Annotated in this window: 17 protein-coding genes; 9 read left to right on the plus strand and 8 right to left on the minus strand. The window is 62.9% G+C overall.

Annotated elements, in window-relative coordinates:
• Positions 1-11 precede the first annotated feature (11 nt).
• A complete protein-coding gene (locus P3G66_RS27315; protein ID WP_030536884.1) occupies positions 12-737 on the minus strand; it encodes an alpha/beta hydrolase in 726 nt (241 codons plus the stop codon).
• Between the two features lie 138 nt (positions 738-875).
• On the opposite strand from P3G66_RS27315, the gene P3G66_RS27320 reads away from it, so the two are divergent.
• Both P3G66_RS27320 and P3G66_RS27325 read left to right on the plus strand, forming a co-directional pair.
• Positions 876-1,250, plus strand: a complete 375-nt coding sequence (locus tag P3G66_RS27320) for an OB-fold nucleic acid binding domain-containing protein (protein WP_003942613.1) — start codon at positions 876-878, stop codon at positions 1,248-1,250.
• Between the two features lie 52 nt (positions 1,251-1,302).
• The gene (locus P3G66_RS27325) at positions 1,303-2,016 is read left to right on the plus strand and encodes a DUF3159 domain-containing protein (RefSeq protein WP_276117377.1); all 714 of its coding nucleotides are present in this window, start codon (positions 1,303-1,305) and stop codon (positions 2,014-2,016) included.
• Here P3G66_RS27325 and P3G66_RS27330 read toward each other — a convergent pair.
• From P3G66_RS27330 to P3G66_RS27340, 3 genes are all read right to left on the minus strand, one after another.
• Positions 2,009-2,302: a GNAT family N-acetyltransferase gene (locus tag P3G66_RS27330; protein WP_003942641.1), complete on the minus strand. Its 294-nt coding sequence runs from the start codon at positions 2,300-2,302 to the stop codon at positions 2,009-2,011. The two genes, P3G66_RS27325 and P3G66_RS27330, sit on opposite strands and share 8 nt — an antisense overlap.
• Before the next feature lie 33 nt (positions 2,303-2,335).
• Positions 2,336-2,998: a TrkA family potassium uptake protein gene (locus P3G66_RS27335; protein ID WP_003942632.1), complete on the minus strand. Its 663-nt coding sequence runs from the start codon at positions 2,996-2,998 to the stop codon at positions 2,336-2,338.
• A gap of 86 nt (positions 2,999-3,084) precedes the next feature.
• Positions 3,085-3,750, minus strand: a complete 666-nt coding sequence (locus P3G66_RS27340; RefSeq protein ID WP_003942587.1) for a TrkA family potassium uptake protein — start codon at positions 3,748-3,750, stop codon at positions 3,085-3,087.
• A 171-nt stretch (positions 3,751-3,921) separates the two neighbouring features.
• Between P3G66_RS27340 and P3G66_RS27345 the strand changes: the two genes are divergently transcribed.
• The 4 genes from P3G66_RS27345 (at position 3,922) to P3G66_RS27360 (ending at position 9,528) form a co-directional block, all read left to right on the plus strand.
• Positions 3,922-5,916: an APC family permease gene (locus P3G66_RS27345; RefSeq protein ID WP_007732857.1), complete on the plus strand. Its 1,995-nt coding sequence runs from the start codon at positions 3,922-3,924 to the stop codon at positions 5,914-5,916.
• A 48-nt stretch (positions 5,917-5,964) separates the two neighbouring features.
• Positions 5,965-7,233, plus strand: a complete 1,269-nt coding sequence (locus P3G66_RS27350) for a TRAM domain-containing protein (protein ID WP_276117378.1) — start codon at positions 5,965-5,967, stop codon at positions 7,231-7,233.
• Between the two features lie 154 nt (positions 7,234-7,387).
• Positions 7,388-7,876, plus strand: a complete 489-nt coding sequence (locus P3G66_RS27355) for a MarR family winged helix-turn-helix transcriptional regulator (RefSeq protein ID WP_003942624.1) — start codon at positions 7,388-7,390, stop codon at positions 7,874-7,876.
• A gap of 5 nt (positions 7,877-7,881) precedes the next feature.
• Positions 7,882-9,528, plus strand: coding sequence for an MDR family MFS transporter (locus P3G66_RS27360; RefSeq protein ID WP_276117379.1), 1,647 nt, complete (start codon positions 7,882-7,884; stop codon positions 9,526-9,528).
• Between the two features lie 51 nt (positions 9,529-9,579).
• Here P3G66_RS27360 and P3G66_RS27365 read toward each other — a convergent pair whose 3' ends face one another.
• Both P3G66_RS27365 and glsA read right to left on the minus strand, forming a co-directional pair.
• Positions 9,580-10,245: an SIMPL domain-containing protein gene (locus P3G66_RS27365; RefSeq protein ID WP_276117380.1), complete on the minus strand. Its 666-nt coding sequence runs from the start codon at positions 10,243-10,245 to the stop codon at positions 9,580-9,582.
• 9 nt (positions 10,246-10,254) lie between these two features.
• The gene (gene glsA / locus P3G66_RS27370) at positions 10,255-12,081 is read right to left on the minus strand and encodes a glutaminase A (protein ID WP_276117381.1); all 1,827 of its coding nucleotides are present in this window, start codon (positions 12,079-12,081) and stop codon (positions 10,255-10,257) included.
• Positions 12,082-12,333: 252 nt separating this feature from the next.
• Between glsA and dxs the strand changes: the two genes are divergently transcribed.
• Positions 12,334-14,280 carry a 1-deoxy-D-xylulose-5-phosphate synthase gene (gene dxs / locus P3G66_RS27375; RefSeq protein ID WP_007732868.1) on the plus strand — a complete coding sequence of 649 codons (1,947 nt, stop codon included), beginning with the start codon at positions 12,334-12,336 and terminating at the stop codon, positions 14,278-14,280.
• 97 nt (positions 14,281-14,377) lie between these two features.
• On the opposite strand, the gene P3G66_RS27380 is transcribed toward dxs, so the two are convergent.
• The gene (locus tag P3G66_RS27380) at positions 14,378-15,820 is read right to left on the minus strand and encodes a sugar porter family MFS transporter (protein WP_007732869.1); all 1,443 of its coding nucleotides are present in this window, start codon (positions 15,818-15,820) and stop codon (positions 14,378-14,380) included.
• Positions 15,821-16,170: 350 nt separating this feature from the next.
• On the minus strand, positions 16,171-17,187 hold the full coding sequence (locus P3G66_RS27385) for an iron-siderophore ABC transporter substrate-binding protein (protein WP_007732870.1): 1,017 nt from the start codon (positions 17,185-17,187) through the stop codon (positions 16,171-16,173).
• A gap of 124 nt (positions 17,188-17,311) precedes the next feature.
• Here P3G66_RS27385 and P3G66_RS27390 point away from each other — a divergent pair, with 124 nt between their 5' ends.
• Positions 17,312-17,863 (plus strand): TetR/AcrR family transcriptional regulator, encoded by a 552-nt coding sequence (locus P3G66_RS27390; protein WP_276117382.1) that lies wholly within the window; start codon positions 17,312-17,314, stop codon positions 17,861-17,863.
• Between the two features lie 102 nt (positions 17,864-17,965).
• Positions 17,966-19,537 (plus strand): GMC oxidoreductase, encoded by a 1,572-nt coding sequence (locus P3G66_RS27395; RefSeq protein WP_007732873.1) that lies wholly within the window; start codon positions 17,966-17,968, stop codon positions 19,535-19,537.

The raw sequence follows: 19,537 nt of genomic DNA on the forward strand, positions 1-19,537 counted from the left end.
CAGAATTTTCTTCAGGCGCTCGCGGTGGTATCGGATTCGATCGCCGCGAGCGCTTTGATGCAGGTGGACCCGAGAACCGCGGGGTCGCGCCCGATCATGTCGAGCGTCGTCGTGGCGACTGCGCCGCGGGGGAGTGAAGCCGCCCAGGCCTGCGCCACTGACGCGGGATGAACCGGATCGTCCACCGCCGACGCAATGCCGACCGGAACGCCCACCGCCCGTAGCGCGCTCTCGCCGAGTGAGTGGTACGACGCCGCCTCGTCGAGCGCAGCCGGGAGATCGGGCCACTGAGAGCGCCAGGAGCGCTCGAGTTCGGCTCCGAGCCACGCCGGACTCGACGCGAGCATCGCAGCGATCACCGACTCCAAGCCTTCGGAGCGCAGTTGCCCGGCGGTGAACCGCGCGCTCGCTGCTGCGGGGGCGTCGTCGGCCGAGCCCGTCCAGGCCGGAAGCGCTGCCAACACACTCACGGTTCGATCGGGATTGTCGGCGGCCCACTGGAGTGCAACGGCCGCTCCGATCGAGACCCCTCCGACGATGATTCGGCCGTGCGTGTCCGCGGCTCTGTCCATCGCGTCCAGATAGCCGTCCACGACACGCCGAGGGTCCGGTTCAATTGCGACGATGCGCACACCCAGAGCCTCCAGCGGCGCCCGGAATGCGCGGTCCGCGAAGTGGGCGTCAGAGCCTGTACCTGGGAGAACGACGGCAACGGTCGCCAATTCCGAGTTCTGCATCTCTTGATCTTGCCCGGTGCCCCCGAGACGCGGACTGACCGGTGTGGTTACACGCTCGTAATGGGTCTACAGTGGCGATCACACAGCCCTTCACGTGACGCGAAACCCTTGCGTCACACATGTTCGCAGGAGCGCGCAATGGCACCCGCCGCCGCAGGATATTTTCGTCGACTGACCCAGCGTCTGACCGAGGACGTCGACCAGTTGGACGCCCAGGAGATGGCCGAGTCCAACAAGGCTTCCGGAGGTCAGAAGGCATGCGATTGTCGTCGCGGTGAAGAAGTCACGATGGTGGGCCGACTCCGCAGCGTCGACGCGTGTCCCAAGTCGGGAAATGCCAGCATCGAGGCCGAGTTCTTCGATGGCACCGAGGTGATCAATCTCGTCTGGATCGGGCGTCGCCGGATCCCGGGAATCGAGACCGGTAAGACCCTGCTGATCCGCGGTCGTGTGGGCGAGCGTGACGGTCGCAAGGCGATCTTCAACCCTTACTACGAACTGCGCGGCGAATAGGCGCGTTTCCCGCATTTACCGTGCAACTCGGTGACTGTGGCACCCTCGACAGGTGACTGAAACACAACAGCGATCGGTAATCGACCAACTCGGCGGGCTGAGTGGTCTGATCTATTCGTCTTTGCCGATTCTGATTTTTGTCCCGGTCAACAGCATCTGGAATCTCACCGCGGCAATCTGGGCCGCATTAGGCGTCGCTGTCGCTATCGCGGCCTGGCGCCTCTTCCGTAAGGATTCCCTCCAACCCGCTATTTCCGGTTTTCTCGGAGTCGGAGTTTCCGCATTCATCGCCTACCGCACCGGCGACGCCAAAGGATATTTCCTCTTCGGTATCTACACGAGCCTCGCCTACGGTGCGGTCTTCCTGATTTCCATCCTCGTGCGCTGGCCCCTCGTCGGAATCATCTGGGGCTATCTCAACGGGCACGGCAATCTCTGGCGCAAGCACAGCTCCGCCGTCCGGCTCTACGACGTCGCGACGGCAGCGTGGGCGGTGGTCTTCGGTGCGCGGTATCTCGTTCAGTCACAGCTCTACGACACCGACCACACCGGATGGCTCGCAGTCGCGCGTATCGGCATGGGTTGGCCGTTGACCGGTTTGGTGCTGCTCGTGACGGTCTGGGCTGTGCGTAAGGCCGATCGCATCGTCGAGCCTGAACCGGTTGTGGAGCCCGAAAGCAGCGAGCCCACCGCCACGGACGCAGAGTCCGAAGAGGTGGGCTCGGTGAATCTGACGAAGCCGCGCGAAGACCGAGATCTCAGCTGATCAGGTCCTGGTACTCGGGGTGCTTGTCGAGGAACTTCACGACGTACGGGCACACCGGGTGAACCTTGAGGCCGCGTGCTCGTAGGTCGTCCAGAGCCTGGCGGACGAGAACCCCGGCCAATCCGAAACCTTCGAAGGCGGGGTAGATCTCGGTGTGGTTGAACGAGACGACGTCACCGGAGGTGGTGTAGTCCTCGATCCCGGCGAGATCGCCGTCGGCATGGATCTCGTACCGGCTCTGGGCTGGATTGTCGGTGACTACGGTGTTTTCGGGCGCTTGTGCCATGTGATTCCCTTTCGTCGTCAGTGTGTTCGTCGGTCAATTCTCCAGGCGGAGTGCAACGCGCAGCTGATCCTCGGCGTCGACGGCCGCAACGAAGAGCAGTTCGTCCCCGCCTTCGATGGGATCGTCCATCTGCGGGACGATCACGCGTCCGCCACGCAGGATGGTGACCAGTGCGCAGTCTCGCGGAAGTTCGAGTTTCTTGACGGCTTTTCCGGCAAGAGGTGTGTTGTCGGGCAACGTGATCTCGACGAGGTTGGCCTGTCCCTGCCGCAGTGTCATCAGTTTGACCAGGTCACCGACCGAGACGGCCTCTTCGACGAGCGAAGCGAGCATCCGCGGTGTCGAGACGGCGACGTCCACGCCCCAGGACTCGTCGAAGAGCCACTCGTTGCGGGGATCGTTGACGCGGGCGACAACTCGGCGAACACCGAACTCGGTTTTCGCGAGCAGACTGAGGACCAGGTTTGCCTTGTCGTCTCCGGTCGCGGCAATCACGACCTCGTACGACTCCATCGACGCGTCCTCGAGTCTGCTGAGTTCGCAGGCGTCCGCGTGCACCCACTTCGCCTCGGGCACCGACTCCGGTTCGATGTGATCGAGTTTGCGTTCGATCAGCATGACGTCATGTGAGCTTCGAATCAGCTCTCGCGCAATGGAACGGCCTACGGCGCCGGCTCCGGCGATGGCGACCTTCATCGAGAACTTCCAATCACGTTGTAGTGCAACACAGTCGCAGTCTTGTTGTGGGGGGCGGCGTACGGATCAGTCATCTGCGGCCTCCCTCAGTCGTCGCTCGGCGGCGGGTTGCCGGCCAGTGCGACAGCTTCGGCGACGGTTCCCGACACGGCGGCGATGTAGACCTGATCGTCGGCCTGGATGACAGTCTTGCGGTCGGGGAGAATGCCGGTCCCGAAGCGGATGATGAAGGCGACTCTCGAACTGGTCGCGCCCTCGAGGAGTGCGATCGGCTTGCCCGCCCAATCCTCGTGCAGGGCAAGTTCGGTGATGGCGACAGTGCCCGAAGGATCGCGCCACTTCGCAGTCTGACTTTCCTTGGTCAACGTGTGCAGGAAACGATCCGTCGACCACGGCACGGTGGCGACCGTGGGAATGCCGAGTCGCTCGTAAACAGCGGCACGCTTGGCGTCGTAAATACGTGCGACGACGCGTTCGACGCCGAAAGTCTCGCGTGCGACTCGCGCTGCGATGATGTTGGAATTGTCTCCCGAGGACACCGCGGCAAAGGCGTCGGCCCGCTCGATTCCCGCCCGGACCAGCACGTCACGGTCGAACCCCATTCCCAGAACCTTGGTTCCCGGGAAGTCGAGATCGAGACGCAGAAACGCACTCTGATCGCGGTCGATGACGGCGACCTCATGTCCGATCCTGGTCAGAGACGCGGCGAGGGAAGAACCCACTCGACCGCACCCCATGATGACGACATACACGCCCTACTCCGTTCATGGACCCTCATGGCGCGATTGCACGCCGAATCGAACGGTACAGCCCCTCACGGGAAGAGCAAGTACAACGGTCGCTCGCGTGCCGGTTGTCACGACAAAAGGTGAAGTTGGGGCTCTGATGACTCCGAATCGGGCGAGACGGCTTACGCTTTGCACGTGTCTAAGCTCTCGACCGCTACCAAGCGGCTCCTGCTCGGTCGGCCGTTCCGAAGCGACAAACTCGGGCACACGCTGCTACCCAAGCGAATTGCACTACCGGTCTTCGCGTCCGACGCGATGTCGTCCGTCGCGTATGCCCCCGAAGAAATCTTCCTGGTTCTCTCCGTCGCGGGTATTTCCGCGTATGCGTACACCCCCTGGATCGGATTGTCCGTCGCCATCGTCATGGCTGTGGTGGTGGCGAGCTACCGCCAGAACGTCCACGCATACCCCTCCGGTGGCGGCGACTACGAGGTCGCGACGGTCAACCTCGGCCCGACCGCCGGTCTGACCGTCGGTAGTGCGCTGATGGTCGACTACGTGCTGACGGTCGCCGTGTCGATCTCGTCGGCGGCGTCGAACATCGGCTCGGCTCTGCCGTTCGTCGCGCAGCACAAGGTGTTGTTCGCGGTTGCGGCGATCGTGTTGCTGACCGCGGTCAACCTTCGCGGTATCCGTGAATCGGGGACCGCGTTCGCAATTCCGACCTACGCATTCATCGTCGGCATGTTCCTGATGCTCGGGTGGGGATTCTTCCGGATCTACGTCCTCGGTGAGGATGTGCACGCGGAATCGTCGTCGTTCACGCTCAACGCCGAGGATTCGCATCTGTACGGAATTGCCTTCGCGTTCCTGATCGCCCGCGCATTCTCCTCGGGCTGTGCCGCACTGACCGGCGTCGAGGCCATCAGCAACGGCGTACCGGCGTTCCAGAAGCCGAAGTCGCGCAACGCTGCCACGACCTTGCTGCTGCTCGGGTCGATCGCCATCGTCCTGCTGATGGGCATCATCATCCTGGCTCAGAAAATCGGCATCGTCTACGCACACAATCCGCAGGAACAGCTGGTCGGAGCGCCGGAGGGCTACCATCAGAAGACCTTGATCGCGCAGATCGCCGAAGCCGTGTTCAGTGGTTTCCCGATCGGTTTCTTCTTCATGGCGATCGTCACGGCACTGATCCTGGTTCTGGCCGCGAACACCGCGTTCAACGGCTTTCCGGTACTCGGATCGATCCTGGCGCAGGATCGGTACCTACCGCGTCAGCTGCACACGCGCGGCGACCGACTGGCATTCAGCAACGGAATCCTCTTCCTCTCCGGTGCTGCCATCGCATTCGTCGTGGTGTTCGGCGCCGAGGTCACCAAGCTCATCCAGTTGTACATCGTCGGCGTCTTCGTCTCGTTCGTGCTCAGCCAGACGGGCATGATCAAGCACTGGACTCGGCATCTGAAGTCCGAGACCGACAAGGCGCAACGGGCCCGTATGCAGCGCTCGCGAGTGATCAATTCGATCGGTCTGGCAATGACCGCCACCGTCTTGATCATCGTTCTGATCACCAAGTTCGCTGCCGGCGCATGGATCGCCATCGTCGCGATGGTCGCGATCTTCATCGTGATGAAGATGATCCGCAAGCACTACGACAGCGTCGCAGCCGAGCTCGAGGAGCAGGAGTGGGACGGCGTACTGCCCAGCCGCACGCACTCGATCGTGCTCGTCTCGAAGTTGCACATGCCGACGATGCGAGCTCTCGCCTACGCGCGAGCAACGCGACCGGACACCCTCGAAGCCATCACGGTCAACGTCGACGAGCCCGACACCCGTGCACTCGTGCGTGAGTGGGAGAAGAGCGACGTGACGGTTCCGCTCAAGGTGATCGAGTCGCCGTACCGAGAAATCACCAAGCCGGTTCTCGACTACGTCAAGCGTGTACGACGCGATGCTCCGCGTGATGTCGTCACCGTCTTCATTCCCGAGTACGTCGTCGGACACTGGTGGGAGCAGATCCTGCACAATCAGAGCGCGCTTCGTCTGAAGAGTCGTCTGCTTTTCCAGCCCGGCGTGATGGTGACCAGCGTTCCGTGGCAGCTGAGTTCGTCGGCAAAGGCAAAGCCGCTCGACATCGAGAAGACCGCAGGCGCCACGCGTCGCGGTTACGACACCGGCGAGAAATGATCACCGGCGAAAAATGATCGGCAACATCGAAATGGCAGGCGTAGTTCGTTGAGTGAGAATTGGACCGGACAGACCTTCGAGGTCGATCTGGGCAACCCCGGTCACGGCGGGTTCGTCGTCGCCCGGCACGAGGGGCGGGTCGTGTTCGTCCGTCACGGTTTGCCGGGGGAGCGGGCGCTGGTCCGGGTGACCGAGGACAAGGGCGGATCGTTCTGCCGCGCCGACGCGATCACCGTTCTCGACGCTTCTCCGCATCGGATCGATCCGACATGCCCGATCTCCGGCCCGGGCGGGGCGGGCTGCTGCGACTACTCGCACGCGGATCTGAGCGTCCAACGTGAGATGAAGACCTCGGTCGTGCGGGAGCAGCTTCTGCGACTCGCTCGTGTCGAATCGGACGTCGAGGTAGAGGAACTGCCCGGAACCGGAGGCGGAACGGGTTGGCGCACGCGAGTCCGGTTGGCGGTGGACGGGCACGGGGTCGCGGGATACCACGCGTACCGCAGCAACCGGATCGTCACAGACCTGCGGTGCACCCAGATCGATCAGAGCGCGTACGACGGTCTCGGCGGTGCGCAGTGGGCGCCAGGTAGCGAGCTGCAGGTTGTTCTCGACGCTGCCGGCGAGCGGCACGTCGTGGAAATCGCGGCACCCGCAGTGTCCAAGACAGGACGGCGGACGCCCGGGCGACGCGGCGCGATGGCACGCCGAGCGGCAAGCGGCGGCCCGCGAAAGACCCGAGTTGCCATCGGATCGGACACAGTGATCGAGCGCGTCGGCAATCGAGAATGGGCGCTGGCCGCGACCGGTTTCTGGCAGGCCCATCGCGGCGCGGCGGCCACTTACTCACAGGTGGTCGGTGATTGGGCCGGAGCCGCTACCGCGGACACGGCCTGGGATCTCTACGGCGGTGTCGGCGTGTTCGCAGCAGCGCTCGCCGAGCTTGTCGGTCCGTCCGGCGTGGTGGAGTCCGTCGAATCTTCGGCGCGTGCAGTCGCGGACGGGCAGGCAGCGCTGTCCGATCTCGGTCAGGTGCGCTTCCACAGCGCCCGCGTCGAGAACATCATCGCGGATCTGGAGCGTTCGCCTGCTGTCGTCGTGCTCGACCCGCCACGTGCGGGAGCCGGCCGTCAGGTCGTGGAAGCTCTCGCCGCAACGGGCGCTGAGCGGATAGTCCACATCGGGTGCGACCCGGCGTCGTTCGGTCGCGATATCGGCCTTTACCTGGAGCAGGGCTTCAGAATCGGTGGCCTCCGGGCGTTCGACGCGTTCCCCCAGACTCACCACATGGAGTGCATCGCGCTCCTCGAACGCTGAGACGTCCCGAAATCTTTCCCTGAAACGGTGTGACGCTTCTCGCGTTCACAACAGTTGCTTGCATTACGCAACTAATCGTATAGTTTCGTTCTGCAAGTAGTTTTCCGTTTTCAAGTCACGGCTCGTTCGGGCCACTCGAATTCAGGGGTAGGCAATGTCGGTACAGCCGGAGACGGCCCAAGCGCTCGTCGACACGATCTTCATGTTCGGCAGATCGCTGCGAGCCGCGGTCACCACCGGTGCAGACAGCCTGCTGCCGCCTGCGCTGGTCAGTGTGTTGTTCATGCTGGCAGCGCGTGGGGAGTGCCGACAGAACGAATTGGCCGTCGATCTGTGTGTCAGTCAGTCGTCGCTCAGCCGACAAATGTCGGATCTGGTCGACGCTGGGTATGTCGAGAGAAATCCCGATCCGGCTGACAAGCGGGCGTTCCGCATCCGAGTATCGGAAGAGGGACACGACGTTTTACGGAGAACCACGCAGCGGCGTGCGGCGCGTTTGCGCAACATGCTCGAAGACTGGAGCCAGGAAGAGGCCATGGCCGCAGTGACATCGCTGCAACGTCTCAACGAGACGTTCGGCGCATCGAATCGGCAGGCCTCACCGGCAGTTCCGCACACGGGCGTAGAAAGTATTGGGAGATAAGGCACATGGCAGCAACAGTAGGAGAAACCCGGGCAAGTACCGGAGGTGACGGATCGGCTCGCGAAGCGGGCGCGATGACTCACCGCGAAATTCTCGAAGCACTCACCGGACTCATCGCAGCGCTGTTCACCGCGCTGCTCAGCAGCACCATCGTTTCCACAGCGCTTCCCACGATCATCGGTGAACTGCACGGAACTCAGACGCAGTACGCCTGGATCATCACGACAGCGTTGCTCGCCACCGCGGCGTCGACGCCGATCTGGGGCAAGCTTGCCGACCTCTACAACAAGAAGGTCCTGGTCCAGACCGCGATCGTCATCTTCGTGATCGGCTCGGTCATCGCCGGCGCGGCGCACAACGTTCCGTTGCTTCTCGGTGCGCGTGTCATCCAGGGCATCGGTATGGGCGGTCTGACCGCTCTCGTCGTAGCCATCATCGGCACGATCATCCCGCCGCGAGATCGCGGTCGCTACTCCGGATACATGGGTGCGGCCATGGCCGTCTCGATGTCCGGTGGACCGATCCTCGGCGGCGTCCTCGTGGACACTGCCGGCTGGCGCTGGTGCTTCTACGTATGTGTTCCGTTGGCAGTCATCGCATTGTTCCTGCTTCAGCGCACACTGCACGTCGAGACCGTGAAGAAGGACAACGTCTCCATCGACTGGATGGGCGCCACCTTGCTCACCGCCGGTGTCAGCGTCCTGCTGATCTGGGTGTCGTTTGCCGGTCAGGACGACTACTACGCCTGGTTCTCGAAAGAGTCGGCCTTCTTCGTCATCGGTGGTCTGGCCCTGCTCGGCCTGACGATGTTCGTCGAATCCAAGGTCAAGGATCCGATCCTGCCGATCAAGATCATCACCGAGCGCACTACGGCTCTCGCGATCATCGCCTCGATCGCAGTTGGTGTCGGCCTCTTCGGTGCGACGACGTTCCTGACGCAGTACTTCCAGACCGCACGCGGATTCGATCCCACCGAAGCCGGATTGCTCACCATTCCGATGGTCGCAGGCATGCTCGTCGCCTCGGTCGGATCGGGCCAGCTGATCACCAAGTTCGGTCAGTGGAAGCCCTTCATCGTCGCCGGCGCAGTTCTGCTGCTGGTCGGTTTCGGGCTGCTGTCGACGATCGACCACGCAACCAGCCTCTGGACCATCGGAATCTTCATCGCCATCGTGGGTCTCGGTACCGGCATGCTGATGCAGAACATCGTGCTCGCCGTGCAGAACACGGTCAGCGTCGAGAACATCGGCGCGGCCAGCAGTATCGTGGCGTTCTTCCGCACCTTCGGCGGCGCGATCGGTGTGTCGGTGCTCGGTTCGATTCTTGCGACCCGCGTCAAGACACTGACAGTCGATTCGGTCTCCACCTTGCCGCCCGAGCAGCAGGCAGTAGCTGGAAAGAGCCTCCAGGACGGCCTCGACCTGAGCAATATGCCTGACTTCGTCTCGCAGATCGTTCGGTTCGCCTACGGCGACGCAACAGGACGGATCTTCCTGGTCGCAGCCGTCGTCGCCGTGGTCACGCTCGTGTCGGTCGTCTTCATCCCGAACCGTCCGTTGCGCACCACCATCGACATGGCAACCCCCGACGCCGAGCAGAAGTTCGAAGAAGAACGCGAAGAGAAGAACGAGGAGAAGAACCTCACTCGCTGATCCGCATGCCCGGCTGGTCTACTGCCGGCAGCGTCTTCTGAACTACTGTTGTCACGCCATAGCCCATCGAACGCGGACCGAGATCGATTCTTCGACCTCTCCGCGTTCGACGGCTATCGGGGCCGAATCCGCTTTCATCGCCGCGACACGTCCGCGCATCGGCACGATCTGGTCGAAGTCCTCGAGCACCTCGAGGACTTCGACCAGATCTTTGTCTGCCAGGTCCGCGAACTGTCTGGCTTTCGATTCGGCTGCCGTCCAGGCCAATTCGCGTGCTTTTGTCGCCAGATCGCTGCGGTCGTCGAGGTCGAACTCGAGCCCGTCGAGCCGTATCGCGTCGCCGCCCACCGATACACACGCCGCGATGACGGCGGCGGGGGAGTTCGCCGCTTCCGGCTCCAGCTCTCGCAGTACGACTCGGAAAGTTGTCGATGCGGTGAATCCTGTTGTCTCCTGGCGGCCTCCGTCACTCCAGTGAGTCTGCGGATGGACGCTCAGCCCAGCGGTGGTGAGGTCCGCTCCGCGCACACCGCGCGCGTGCAGGGTCTCGGTCAGCGCAGTGGACAGACGCGCGACGGCGTCGAATGCGGCGGAAACGGCCGTCTGTGTCACCGATACTCCGATCGTCAGCCGCACGATGTCGGGAACAGCTGTTGCAGTGGCGGTTCCGGTCACCATGACAGTGGACGGCTCCGAGGTGAAGGCGGTGGTCGGCATGTGTACTTCCTATCCGATTCGTCCGGCGGATATGACACTCCGCAACATCAGGTCCAATTGCTCGTAGGCTCCCGCCGCCAGTCGTTCGAGCAGCGCAAGTTTCAACTCGGGTGCCTGTGCGGTCAGTTCTGCGTATCGTTCCGGAGTCAGGACAGCGACGGTGACCGTGGAATCGGCGCGGATGTCATTGAGAAATGGAGTGTCGAGGAACATCGTCATCTCGCCGAACGTCATTCCGGCCGACAGCGTCGTGATGCGGTGCTCGACCCCGTGAGCATCGGTGAACATGGTGCTGACCTGGCCGCTGAGAATCAGATAGAACCCCGAGGCCGCTTCGCCTCGGCGGGCGATCTTCTCGCCGCGGGCATAGGTTCGCGTCTCCAGCTCTGCGGAGAATCCCACGATCTGCGCCGCGGACAGAGCATCGAGAACTGGGTGGTCCTCGATCGAGATCGTCGACGCCTGCCGATCGGCCTCACAATGCACCGCAAGCAGCGTGTCTTCGCACCACTGCATGGCGGAATCGAGGTCCGCAAAAACCCGACCACTTCTTCTGGCGGGGTCGATGCTCGAACTTCGTTGTCCCAGCAGTCCTTGCGGATCGACGACGGCCACAGCGCAGGCTTGTTCGGCCAGCTGAACCTGCAGTGCAGTGATCATGCGCACCGCGACGTCGCTGGCGTCGTCGACGCGTCGGACGTCGATGACGACAACTTCGAGGCCCTCGTCCACCGAGCCGATTTCGCGGACCGCCGATTCGGCACCGGTGAAGAGGAGATCGCCGTGCAGTTCGTAGACCCGGCTGCGCTTGCCGACGTCGTCGAGCACGGCTTGTTCGGTCGGGGTGCGTCGTACTCGCGACGGCGCTTCGATGACGCTGTATCTGGCCCGGATCGACGAGCGTGACGCCCGCGTCACGTGGAGGAAGTGCAGTTCGAGTTCCTTCGACAGTGCCCGGGCAGAAGCAACTCCGCGAACACTGTTGCCGTGAACGTCGAGCCTGGGGGAGTACACGGCGATGCCGATCTGGCCCGGCAGAACCGCCAGCACTCCGCCGCCGACACCGCTCTTGGCCGGCAATCCGACCTCTACCAGCCACTTGCCGGCGCCGTCGTACATTCCGCACGTAGCCATGACGCTGAGGACCTGTTCGACGCCTGCGGGTGCCAGCGCGCGCTCGTGGGTGAGCGGATTGACACCGTTGTTCGCCATCGTCGCAGCCATCAGACTCAGGTCGCGGCAGGTCACGTCGATCGAGCATTGACGGAAATACAGGTCGACGGCCTCGTCGGGATTGCCGGTGATGACGTCGAAGGATCGCAGCATGTGGCCGATCGCACGGTTGCGGTGACCGGTGCGGGCCTCGGAGGTGTAGACGGCTTCGTTGAAGGTCAGCTCGCGGCCTGCGTATCGCGAGTACGCCGAGCGGATGCGCTCGAAGCGGGCCTCGGGATTCGGTCCGGCAACCAGTGATGCAGCGGTGATAGCCCCGGCATTGATCATGGGGTTTCGTGGCCGTTCGGTGAGCGGGTCGAGGCTGATTTCGTTGAACGGCTCGCCGGATGGTTCGACGTCGATTTTCGCGGCAACCGCCTCGCTTCCTCGATCGGCGAGAGCCAAGGCGTAGGTGAAGGGCTTCGAGATCGACTGAATGGTGAACGGGATTCGCGAGTCACCGATCTCGTAGACGTAACCGTCTACGGTGGCGATGCAGATTCCGAACGAATCGGGGGCGACCGCCGCGAGTTCGGGGATGTAGTCGGCCAACTCGCCTTCGTCGAGTGATCGGACTTCGTCGAACACTCGCGTTATCAGGTCGTCGACCACAGTTCCCATACGTCGACCTTAAGCTGACATGGCGGTCGTTTTGTGGAAGAAGAGTTGCCGAGTCGATCGCGACGGATCCCATTTGTCTGTGATTGCGATCACGAGCGATCCGCGGGATTTCGCTGTTACGCGAAGTCACACCGGAATCGGGCCGAGTCCGCGTGTCGGTTCGCCGGAACGCTCCGTAGACTGGCAGCACTGTCGCGAAGACAGCCGCGGCGCGCACCGGTGCAGCTGTGAAGCACGGAGGGAGCGATCTCGTTGGGTGTTCTTGCCCGCATTCAGGGTCCTGACGATCTACGTCAGTTGAGCCACGCCGAGATGACGGAGTTGGCCGACGAGATTCGTGAGTTCCTCGTGCTGAAGGTCGCTGCGACCGGTGGTCACCTCGGGCCCAACTTGGGCGTCGTGGAGTTGACCCTCGCACTGCACCGAATTTTCGACTCGCCGCAGGACGCGATCATCTTCGACACGGGCCATCAGGCCTATGTACACAAGATCCTCACCGGTCGTCAGGATCAGTTCGACACTCTGCGTAAGCAGGGTGGACTGTCCGGGTATCCGTGCCGCGCCGAGAGCGAACACGACTGGGTCGAGTCTTCTCACGCTTCCGCCGCGTTGTCCTATGCCGACGGCCTCGCGAAGGCCTTCGCGCTGACGGGTCAGAATCGCCACGTAGTTGCCGTCGTCGGTGACGGCGCGCTGACCGGCGGAATGTGTTGGGAAGCTCTCAACAACATCGCGGCAGGCAAGGACCGTTCGGTGGTGATCGTCGTCAACGACAACGGTCGCTCGTACGCACCGACCATCGGCGGACTCGCCGACCATCTCTCGGCACTGCGCACTGCGCCGAGTTACGAGCGCGCCCTCGACAGTGGCCGACGCATGGTCAAGAGACTGCCCTGGGTGGGGCGCACCGCGTACTCCGTCCTGCACGGAATGAAGGCGGGTCTCAAAGACGCGGTCAGCCCTCAGGTCATGTTCACCGATCTGGGTATCAAGTATCTCGGACCGGTGGACGGACACGACGAAGCCGCCATGGAATCGGCATTGCGCCGGGCAAAGGCCTACGGCGGACCGGTCATCGTCCATGCCGTCACTCGTAAGGGCAACGGTTACGCACACGCCGAGAACGACGTGGCCGACCAGATGCATGCCACCGGTGTCATCGATCCCGTCACCGGTCGCGGCACCAAGTCGTCCGCGCCGGACTGGACGTCGGTCTTCTCGGCCGCGTTGATCGAGCAGGCTTCGCGTCGTGAGGACATCGTCGCCATCACCGCGGCGATGGCCGGGCCCACCGGCCTCGCGGCCTTCGGTGAGAAGTTCCCCGATCGGATCTTCGACGTCGGTATTGCAGAGCAGCATGCGATGACCTCGGCCGCCGGTCTTGCACTTGGCGGACTTCACCCCGTCGTTGCTATCTACTCGACCTTCCTCAATCGGGCTTTCGACCAGTTGTTGATGGACGTCGCTCTACTCAAGCAACCGGTCACAGTCGTGCTCGACCGCGCCGGGGTCACCGGAGTCGACGGCGCCAGCCACAACGGCGTCTGGGATCTTTCGCTGCTCGGAATCATCCCCGGGATCCGTGTCGCGGCACCGCGCGACGCCGACACACTGCGCGAAGAACTGGACGAGGCACTTCTCGTCGACGACGGCCCAACCGTCGTTCGTTTCCCGAAGGGCGCTGTACCCGAAGCGATTCCGGCCGTGAAGCGACTCGACGGAATGGTCGACGTTCTCAAGTCCAGCGAGGGTGAGCGCGGCGACGTGCTCCTCGTCGCGGTGGGCCCGTTTGCATCCCTGGCACTCGAGATTGCCGAGCGGCTCGACAAGCAGGGCATCTCGGTTGCCGTCGTCGATCCGCGGTGGGTTCTGCCGGTCGCGGATTCGCTGGTGAAGATGGCGGACAAGTACGCCCTCGTGGTCACCATCGAAGACGGTGGTCTGCACGGCGGCATCGGTTCGACGGTCTCGGCCGCGATGCGGGCAGCCGGAGTGCACACGTCGTGCCGCGACATGGGCGTTCCCCAGCAGTTCCTCGATCACGCCAGCCGCGAGGCCATCCACAAGGAACTCGGACTCACGGCTCAGGACCTCTCCCGCAAGATCACCGGCTGGGTGGCGGGGATGGGTAGCGTCGGCGTCCACGTCCAGGAAGACGCGTCCTCGGCGTCGGCTCAAGGTGAAGTCGCGCAAGGCTGACAGCTCGTCTCACGATAATCTTCACTACGATCTCGAAAAGCGGTGGCCCACGGATCAATCCGAGGGCCACCGCTTTCGGTGAAATCGTGAGAGCTCGCTACTGGACGGATTCGAGTGTGCTGCCTCGCGTTTCCTTCACGAACCTCAGGACGACGAACAGCGACAACACTGCCATGACGGCGTAGCCGGCGTAGGTGTACGACAGATTCCAATCGGCCAGTGCCGGGAACGTCCAGGAGACCAGGAAGTTCGCGACCCAGTTGGTGGCGGTCGCAATTCCGACTGCTGCAGCACGCACGCGGTTGGGGAACATTTCGGAGATCAACACCCAGACGACCGGGCCCCAGGACAAGGCGAAGAAGAACACGAATGCGTTCGCCCCGATAAGAGCGATAGTGGCATTGGCTCCGGTCAGTGTGGCCACGGATTCGCCGATCTCGTTCTTGGTCACTGTTGCCGAATGGAAACAGAACGCTGCGGTGCCCAGTGAGATGGCCATACCGGCGGAACCGACCAGCAACAACGGCTTTCGACCGACCCGGTCGATGACGGCGATGGCGACGAACGTACCGACGATGTTGACCAAGGCGCTCACGACGCTGATCAGCAGGGACCGGTCGGCGCCGAATCCGACCGCCTGCCAGAGGGTGCTCGAGTAGTAGAAGATCACGTTGATACCGACCAACTGCTGCAATGCGGCGAGTGCAATACCGACCCACACCAGATGGGAGACCCCGAGCCGCTTCGAGAAGAGTTGGCGGACTGTGGTCTTGGCTTGCTTCTCCGTCAGAGATTCGCGGATCTCGTTCATGCGTTCGGTGACGGCGTCGTGATCTCCACCTTCGAGATCGGAGATGATCTTGCGAGCACGATCGTCCTTGCCCTGCGCCACGAGGAACCGTGGAGATTCGGGAATCGTGGTTGTCATGATCAGGTACAGGACTGCGGGAACCGCCTCGAGCATTAGCATCCACTGCCAGGCTTCGAGGCCTGCGATCTGATTGCGATCACCACCGGCCGCGGCCTGGAGGGCGTAATTGACCAACTGCGACACGGCGATTCCGAGAACGATCGCCAGTTGGTACATCGAGCCGAGACGTCCGCGAATCGCGGCGGGGGAGATCTCCGCGATATAGGCCGGGGCGATGACTGACGCGAAACCCACTGCCAGGCCGCCGACCACGCGCCAGAACGTGAGGTCGTAGACGCTGAACGGAATTGCGGAGCCTACGGCGCCGATGATGAACAACACCGCGGCTATCTGCATGACGCGGATGCGGCCGAGTCGGTCGGCGAGTGTGCCTGCGATCCAGGCGCCGAGTGCTGCGCCGAGCAGAGTCAGTGAGACCGTGAGCCCGGTGCCCGAGGCGCCGATGTCGTACTTGTCTCGGATCGCACCGACCGCCCCGTTGATGACTGCGGTGTCGTATCCGAACAGAAAACCGCCGAGCGCGGCGGCGCCGGCGAAGAGCACTGCATGTCCGACGTCGGCGCGAGTAGCGCCGGATCCACCGCCGGAGGCGGTTCCGCTGAATGCCATTCCTGCCCCCTCAAAGGCCCTACGGTCGACACCCCGATGCGCCGATCCATCCGCGAGCACTCTGCACGCTACGCCCACCCGGGCAGATTTGGCGGGGACTCACGCGCCGTTACCCAGCTGAGTCCATTCCCGCAGCGAATCAGCTGGACACAGTGATGTCGTATTGATTGCAGTTATTATGCAAACAATATGGTAAGTGCAGGTGAGGGCGCTTTACTCGCCCGAGAGACGCTCGGCTTTTGCTGCGATGTCTTCGAGATCCTTCGCCACGAATTTCCGGGTCACCCGCCTCTCCGGCGAGCCGTTCGATACGGATCACGCCGGAGAGGGTTGTCGGGAAAATCTCGTTTCTAGGCGGAGGCGCGCTTTGCGGCTTCGCTCAACGTCGGTGTGATCTGGCCGAGGACCCACGGCGTGCTCAGGACGTTGACGTTGCTCAGTCCGCCGATGACGCGGGTGTCGCTGAGGAATGCGGTGGATCCGCGTTTGACCGCGTCGAGTCCACCGACTGCGGGTATGCCGGACGGATCGCCGGAGCCGTCGGTGAAGCCGACGATCACGTCGGCGTCGATGTCGGCGATGTTCTCGTAGGAGATCGTCTTGAAGAACGATCCACCTGCATTGTCCGCGGCGAGCTTCTCGACGCCCGGCGCGTTGACGAATCCGAGTTCAGTCAGCACCTGGACCCGCGGATCAGTGGGCAGATAGACGTTGATGTTGCTCGAATCGGTGTCGAAGTTGACCACTGCCAATGTCTTTCCGGCGAACTCCGGGTGGGCTGTGGCGGTATCGGCGAGAGTCGCGTCGAGGCCGTCGACGAGCTTGTCGGCCTCTTCGCTCTTGCCGACTGCCTTGCCGACGATGCGGGTCTGGTCCTGCCAGGATGTCTGCCAGGCCGCGCCGGGGTAGGCGGCCGTCGGTGCGATCTTGCTCAGTTGGTTGTAGACGGATTCCTCGAAGCCCTCGTACGGCGCGAGGATGACGTCGGGGGTCAACGACGCGATGGACTCGATCGGCGGTTCTCCGCTGGCCGGCATGTCGAAGAGCGTTGTCTTGTCCGCGTCGAAGTAGTCCTGCGCCCACGGCATGACGCCGTTGTCGTCCGCGCCGTAGGTGTACTTGGGCTGTCCGACCGGAGTCAGATCGAGTGCGTACAGGATGTCCTGCGCGTTCCATCCGAGGGTGACGAGGCGCTCGGGCTTCGAGTCGATGGTCGTGGTGCCGAAGGTGTTCTCGATGCTGACGGGGAATCCGCCCGTACCTTGGGATGGCGTGGATGTGCCTGAATCCGAGGAGCACGAGACAAGTGCGGTGACCGCGATTGCAGCCGCACCGAGGGCAGTGAAGCCCCGAACAGAAGTTTTCATGAAGGGCAGCCTAACCTACTGAATTTCGGCAGCCAAACGAAACCGATTGTGCCGTTTATGCAGGTGGGAGTCGGATCTGGACCGCGTTTCTCAGTGCACCATTTCGGTGGGCAATACTTTCCTCGTGCGATCACAGCAGAAGATTCTCGGCGCCGCCCTCGAACTGATCGAAGGTGGCGGATTCGGGGCTGTGAACATTGCCGCAGTTGCCACCGCGGCCGGTGTCTCGCGCCAGACGGTGTACTCGATTTTCGGCACACGTGAGGAGGTCGTCTCCCAGGCGATGGGCGGTCTCGCTGTCGAGGTTCTCGGGGAGATCACGGCACAGGTGGAGTCGGTCGACACGGCGTGTGATTACGTCGTCGAATTCATCGTTGCCGCGCGAACTGCCGTGCGTGCTCACCCGGTGCTCGCGACTCTGCTCCTCGCCGAGCGGGGAAACCCTGTCTTCGATCTCGAAATGATGAGTCGAGCAATACCTTTCGCTGGTCAGATGCTCACCCCTATCGTCGAACGTGGCCTCGCCACCGAGGCGGAGTTGGATGAGATAGTGGAAATTGCCGTGCGACTGGGGCTTTCGGTTGTTGCATTCGACAGTGACCTCGTACATTCCGACGACTCCTTGCGGGCCTTTCTCTCGAGGTGGCTCGGGCCCGCAATCCGGTCGACCTCGTAGTTCCTCGCCTGCTCCGCCAAAACCTTGACACTCGAGCGTCAGAGTGTCTAGTTTTGGCGTGCCCGGAATTCTCTGGCGACATTCTTCGAGGGAGCACCAGTCATGTCCGGAGTGAAACGCAGATCGTTCTTGGCCGGTACGGCCGCCGTGGGAGTCGCGATGATGGCGCCACGCACTGCCAGGGCTGCAACAGGGATTCCGCTGACACGTGAAGTGCACCGTGTCGTGGTTATCGGATCGGGGTTCGGCGGCGGGGTGACGGCACTTCGCCTGGCCGAGGCGGGGGTTCCGGTCACTTTGCTGGAGAGAGGGATTCGGTGGCAGACCGGGCCGAATGCCGAAACTTTCCCGCACCCCGCCAGCCCGGACAAGCGCATCCTCTGGCATCAGTCCAACCCGACTCTGTTCGGCAGGCCGGCGATCTTCGAGCCATACGCGGGTTTGTTGGAGACGGTGACCGGTGAGAACATGACCGCGATCTGCGCAGCCGGTGTGGGCGGCGGATCGCTTGTGTACCAAGGGATGACGCTGCAACCGGAAGAAGCGGTCTTCAACACGCACTTTCCGGAGGAGCTCGACTACGCACGAATGGACCGCGTCCATTACCCGCGGGTGGCGCGGATGCTGCAAGTGGAAACTGCACCAGACGAACTGATTTCCAGCCCGAACTACGAGGCGGCACGTGTATTCGCGCGTAACGCAACGCGTTCCGGTCTACCCGTGTCGAAGATTCCGATGCCGATCGACTGGAACTACGCGTTGGCCGAACTGAGGGGTGAGATGAAGCCGTCTTACACCAACGGTGACGGCGCGCTCGGTGTCAACAACGGTGGCAAACATTCGGTGGATGTCACCTACATTGCGGCAGCGGAAGCGACCGGATTGGTGAATGTGGAGACTCTGCACCAGGTCACCGATGTCGAGCGGGCTGCCGACGGACGGTGGCGCGTGTACGTGGACCGGACCGACATTTCCGGCAACATTCTCGAGAACAAGATCTTGACGACGGATGCGCTCGTCATGGCTGCCGGCAGCATGAACACCACCAAACTCCTGGTCCGCGCCGCGGCAACGGGGCGGATCACGGATCTGCCCGACGAGCTCGGCGCAGGGTGGGGGACCAATGCCGATCGGATCTACATCTGGTCGGATCTCGCCGAGAATTTCGGCGCGACGCAGGGCGGGCCGGTCGTCTACGGCAGCCGGAACTGGGACGACCCGCATAACGCGTTCACCGTCATTCAGGCGTCGTTCCCGCCGGTGGCGTTCGACGCTCACAGCACGGTGATGGTCGGATTCGGGGTCAGCAGCGACCGGGGTCGGTTCGTGTACGACTCAGCGCGAGGCGAGGCGGTGCTCCGTTGGCCGAGTGATGGCGACTCTGCGATCCAGCAAGGCCACATCGGACCTGCGGCCCAGCAGATCGCGGCAGGAGGACTGCTCACCGATACGAACGCGATACTGCCGTCCACGTGGCATCCCCTCGGCGGTGCCTGCATGAACTCGGTGTGCGATCTCGATGGGCGGATTCTGGGCCAGCGGGGGTTGTACGTGCTCGACGGCGCTCTGCTGCCGGGAAACTCCGCTGCGTGCAATCCGTCGATGACCATCGCCGCCGTCGCGGAGCGTGCGCTCGAGAACATCGTGAAAGACGATGTGGGAACCCTATTCTGA

Source organism: Rhodococcus sp. C3V (assembly GCF_029269915.1).
GTDB classification, from domain to species: domain Bacteria; phylum Actinomycetota; class Actinomycetes; order Mycobacteriales; family Mycobacteriaceae; genus Rhodococcus_F; species Rhodococcus_F qingshengii.

Coding starts and splice junctions, on each gene's coding strand:
- glsA (WP_276117381.1), bottom strand. CDS start 12,081: ATGGGAACTGTGGTCGACGACCTGATAACGCGAGTGTTCGACGAAGTC.
- P3G66_RS27355 (WP_003942624.1), top strand. CDS start 7,388: ATGTCGGTACAGCCGGAGACGGCCCAAGCGCTCGTCGACACGATCTTC.
- P3G66_RS27360 (WP_276117379.1), top strand. CDS start 7,882: ATGGCAGCAACAGTAGGAGAAACCCGGGCAAGTACCGGAGGTGACGGA.
- P3G66_RS27330 (WP_003942641.1), bottom strand. CDS start 2,302: ATGGCACAAGCGCCCGAAAACACCGTAGTCACCGACAATCCAGCCCAG.
- P3G66_RS27335 (WP_003942632.1), bottom strand. CDS start 2,998: ATGAAGGTCGCCATCGCCGGAGCCGGCGCCGTAGGCCGTTCCATTGCG.
- P3G66_RS27320 (WP_003942613.1), top strand. CDS start 876: ATGGCACCCGCCGCCGCAGGATATTTTCGTCGACTGACCCAGCGTCTG.
- P3G66_RS27385 (WP_007732870.1), bottom strand. CDS start 17,187: ATGAAAACTTCTGTTCGGGGCTTCACTGCCCTCGGTGCGGCTGCAATC.
- P3G66_RS27380 (WP_007732869.1), bottom strand. CDS start 15,820: ATGGCATTCAGCGGAACCGCCTCCGGCGGTGGATCCGGCGCTACTCGC.
- P3G66_RS27365 (WP_276117380.1), bottom strand. CDS start 10,245: ATGCCGACCACCGCCTTCACCTCGGAGCCGTCCACTGTCATGGTGACC.
- P3G66_RS27395 (WP_007732873.1), top strand. CDS start 17,966: ATGTCCGGAGTGAAACGCAGATCGTTCTTGGCCGGTACGGCCGCCGTG.
- P3G66_RS27315 (WP_030536884.1), bottom strand. CDS start 737: ATGCAGAACTCGGAATTGGCGACCGTTGCCGTCGTTCTCCCAGGTACA.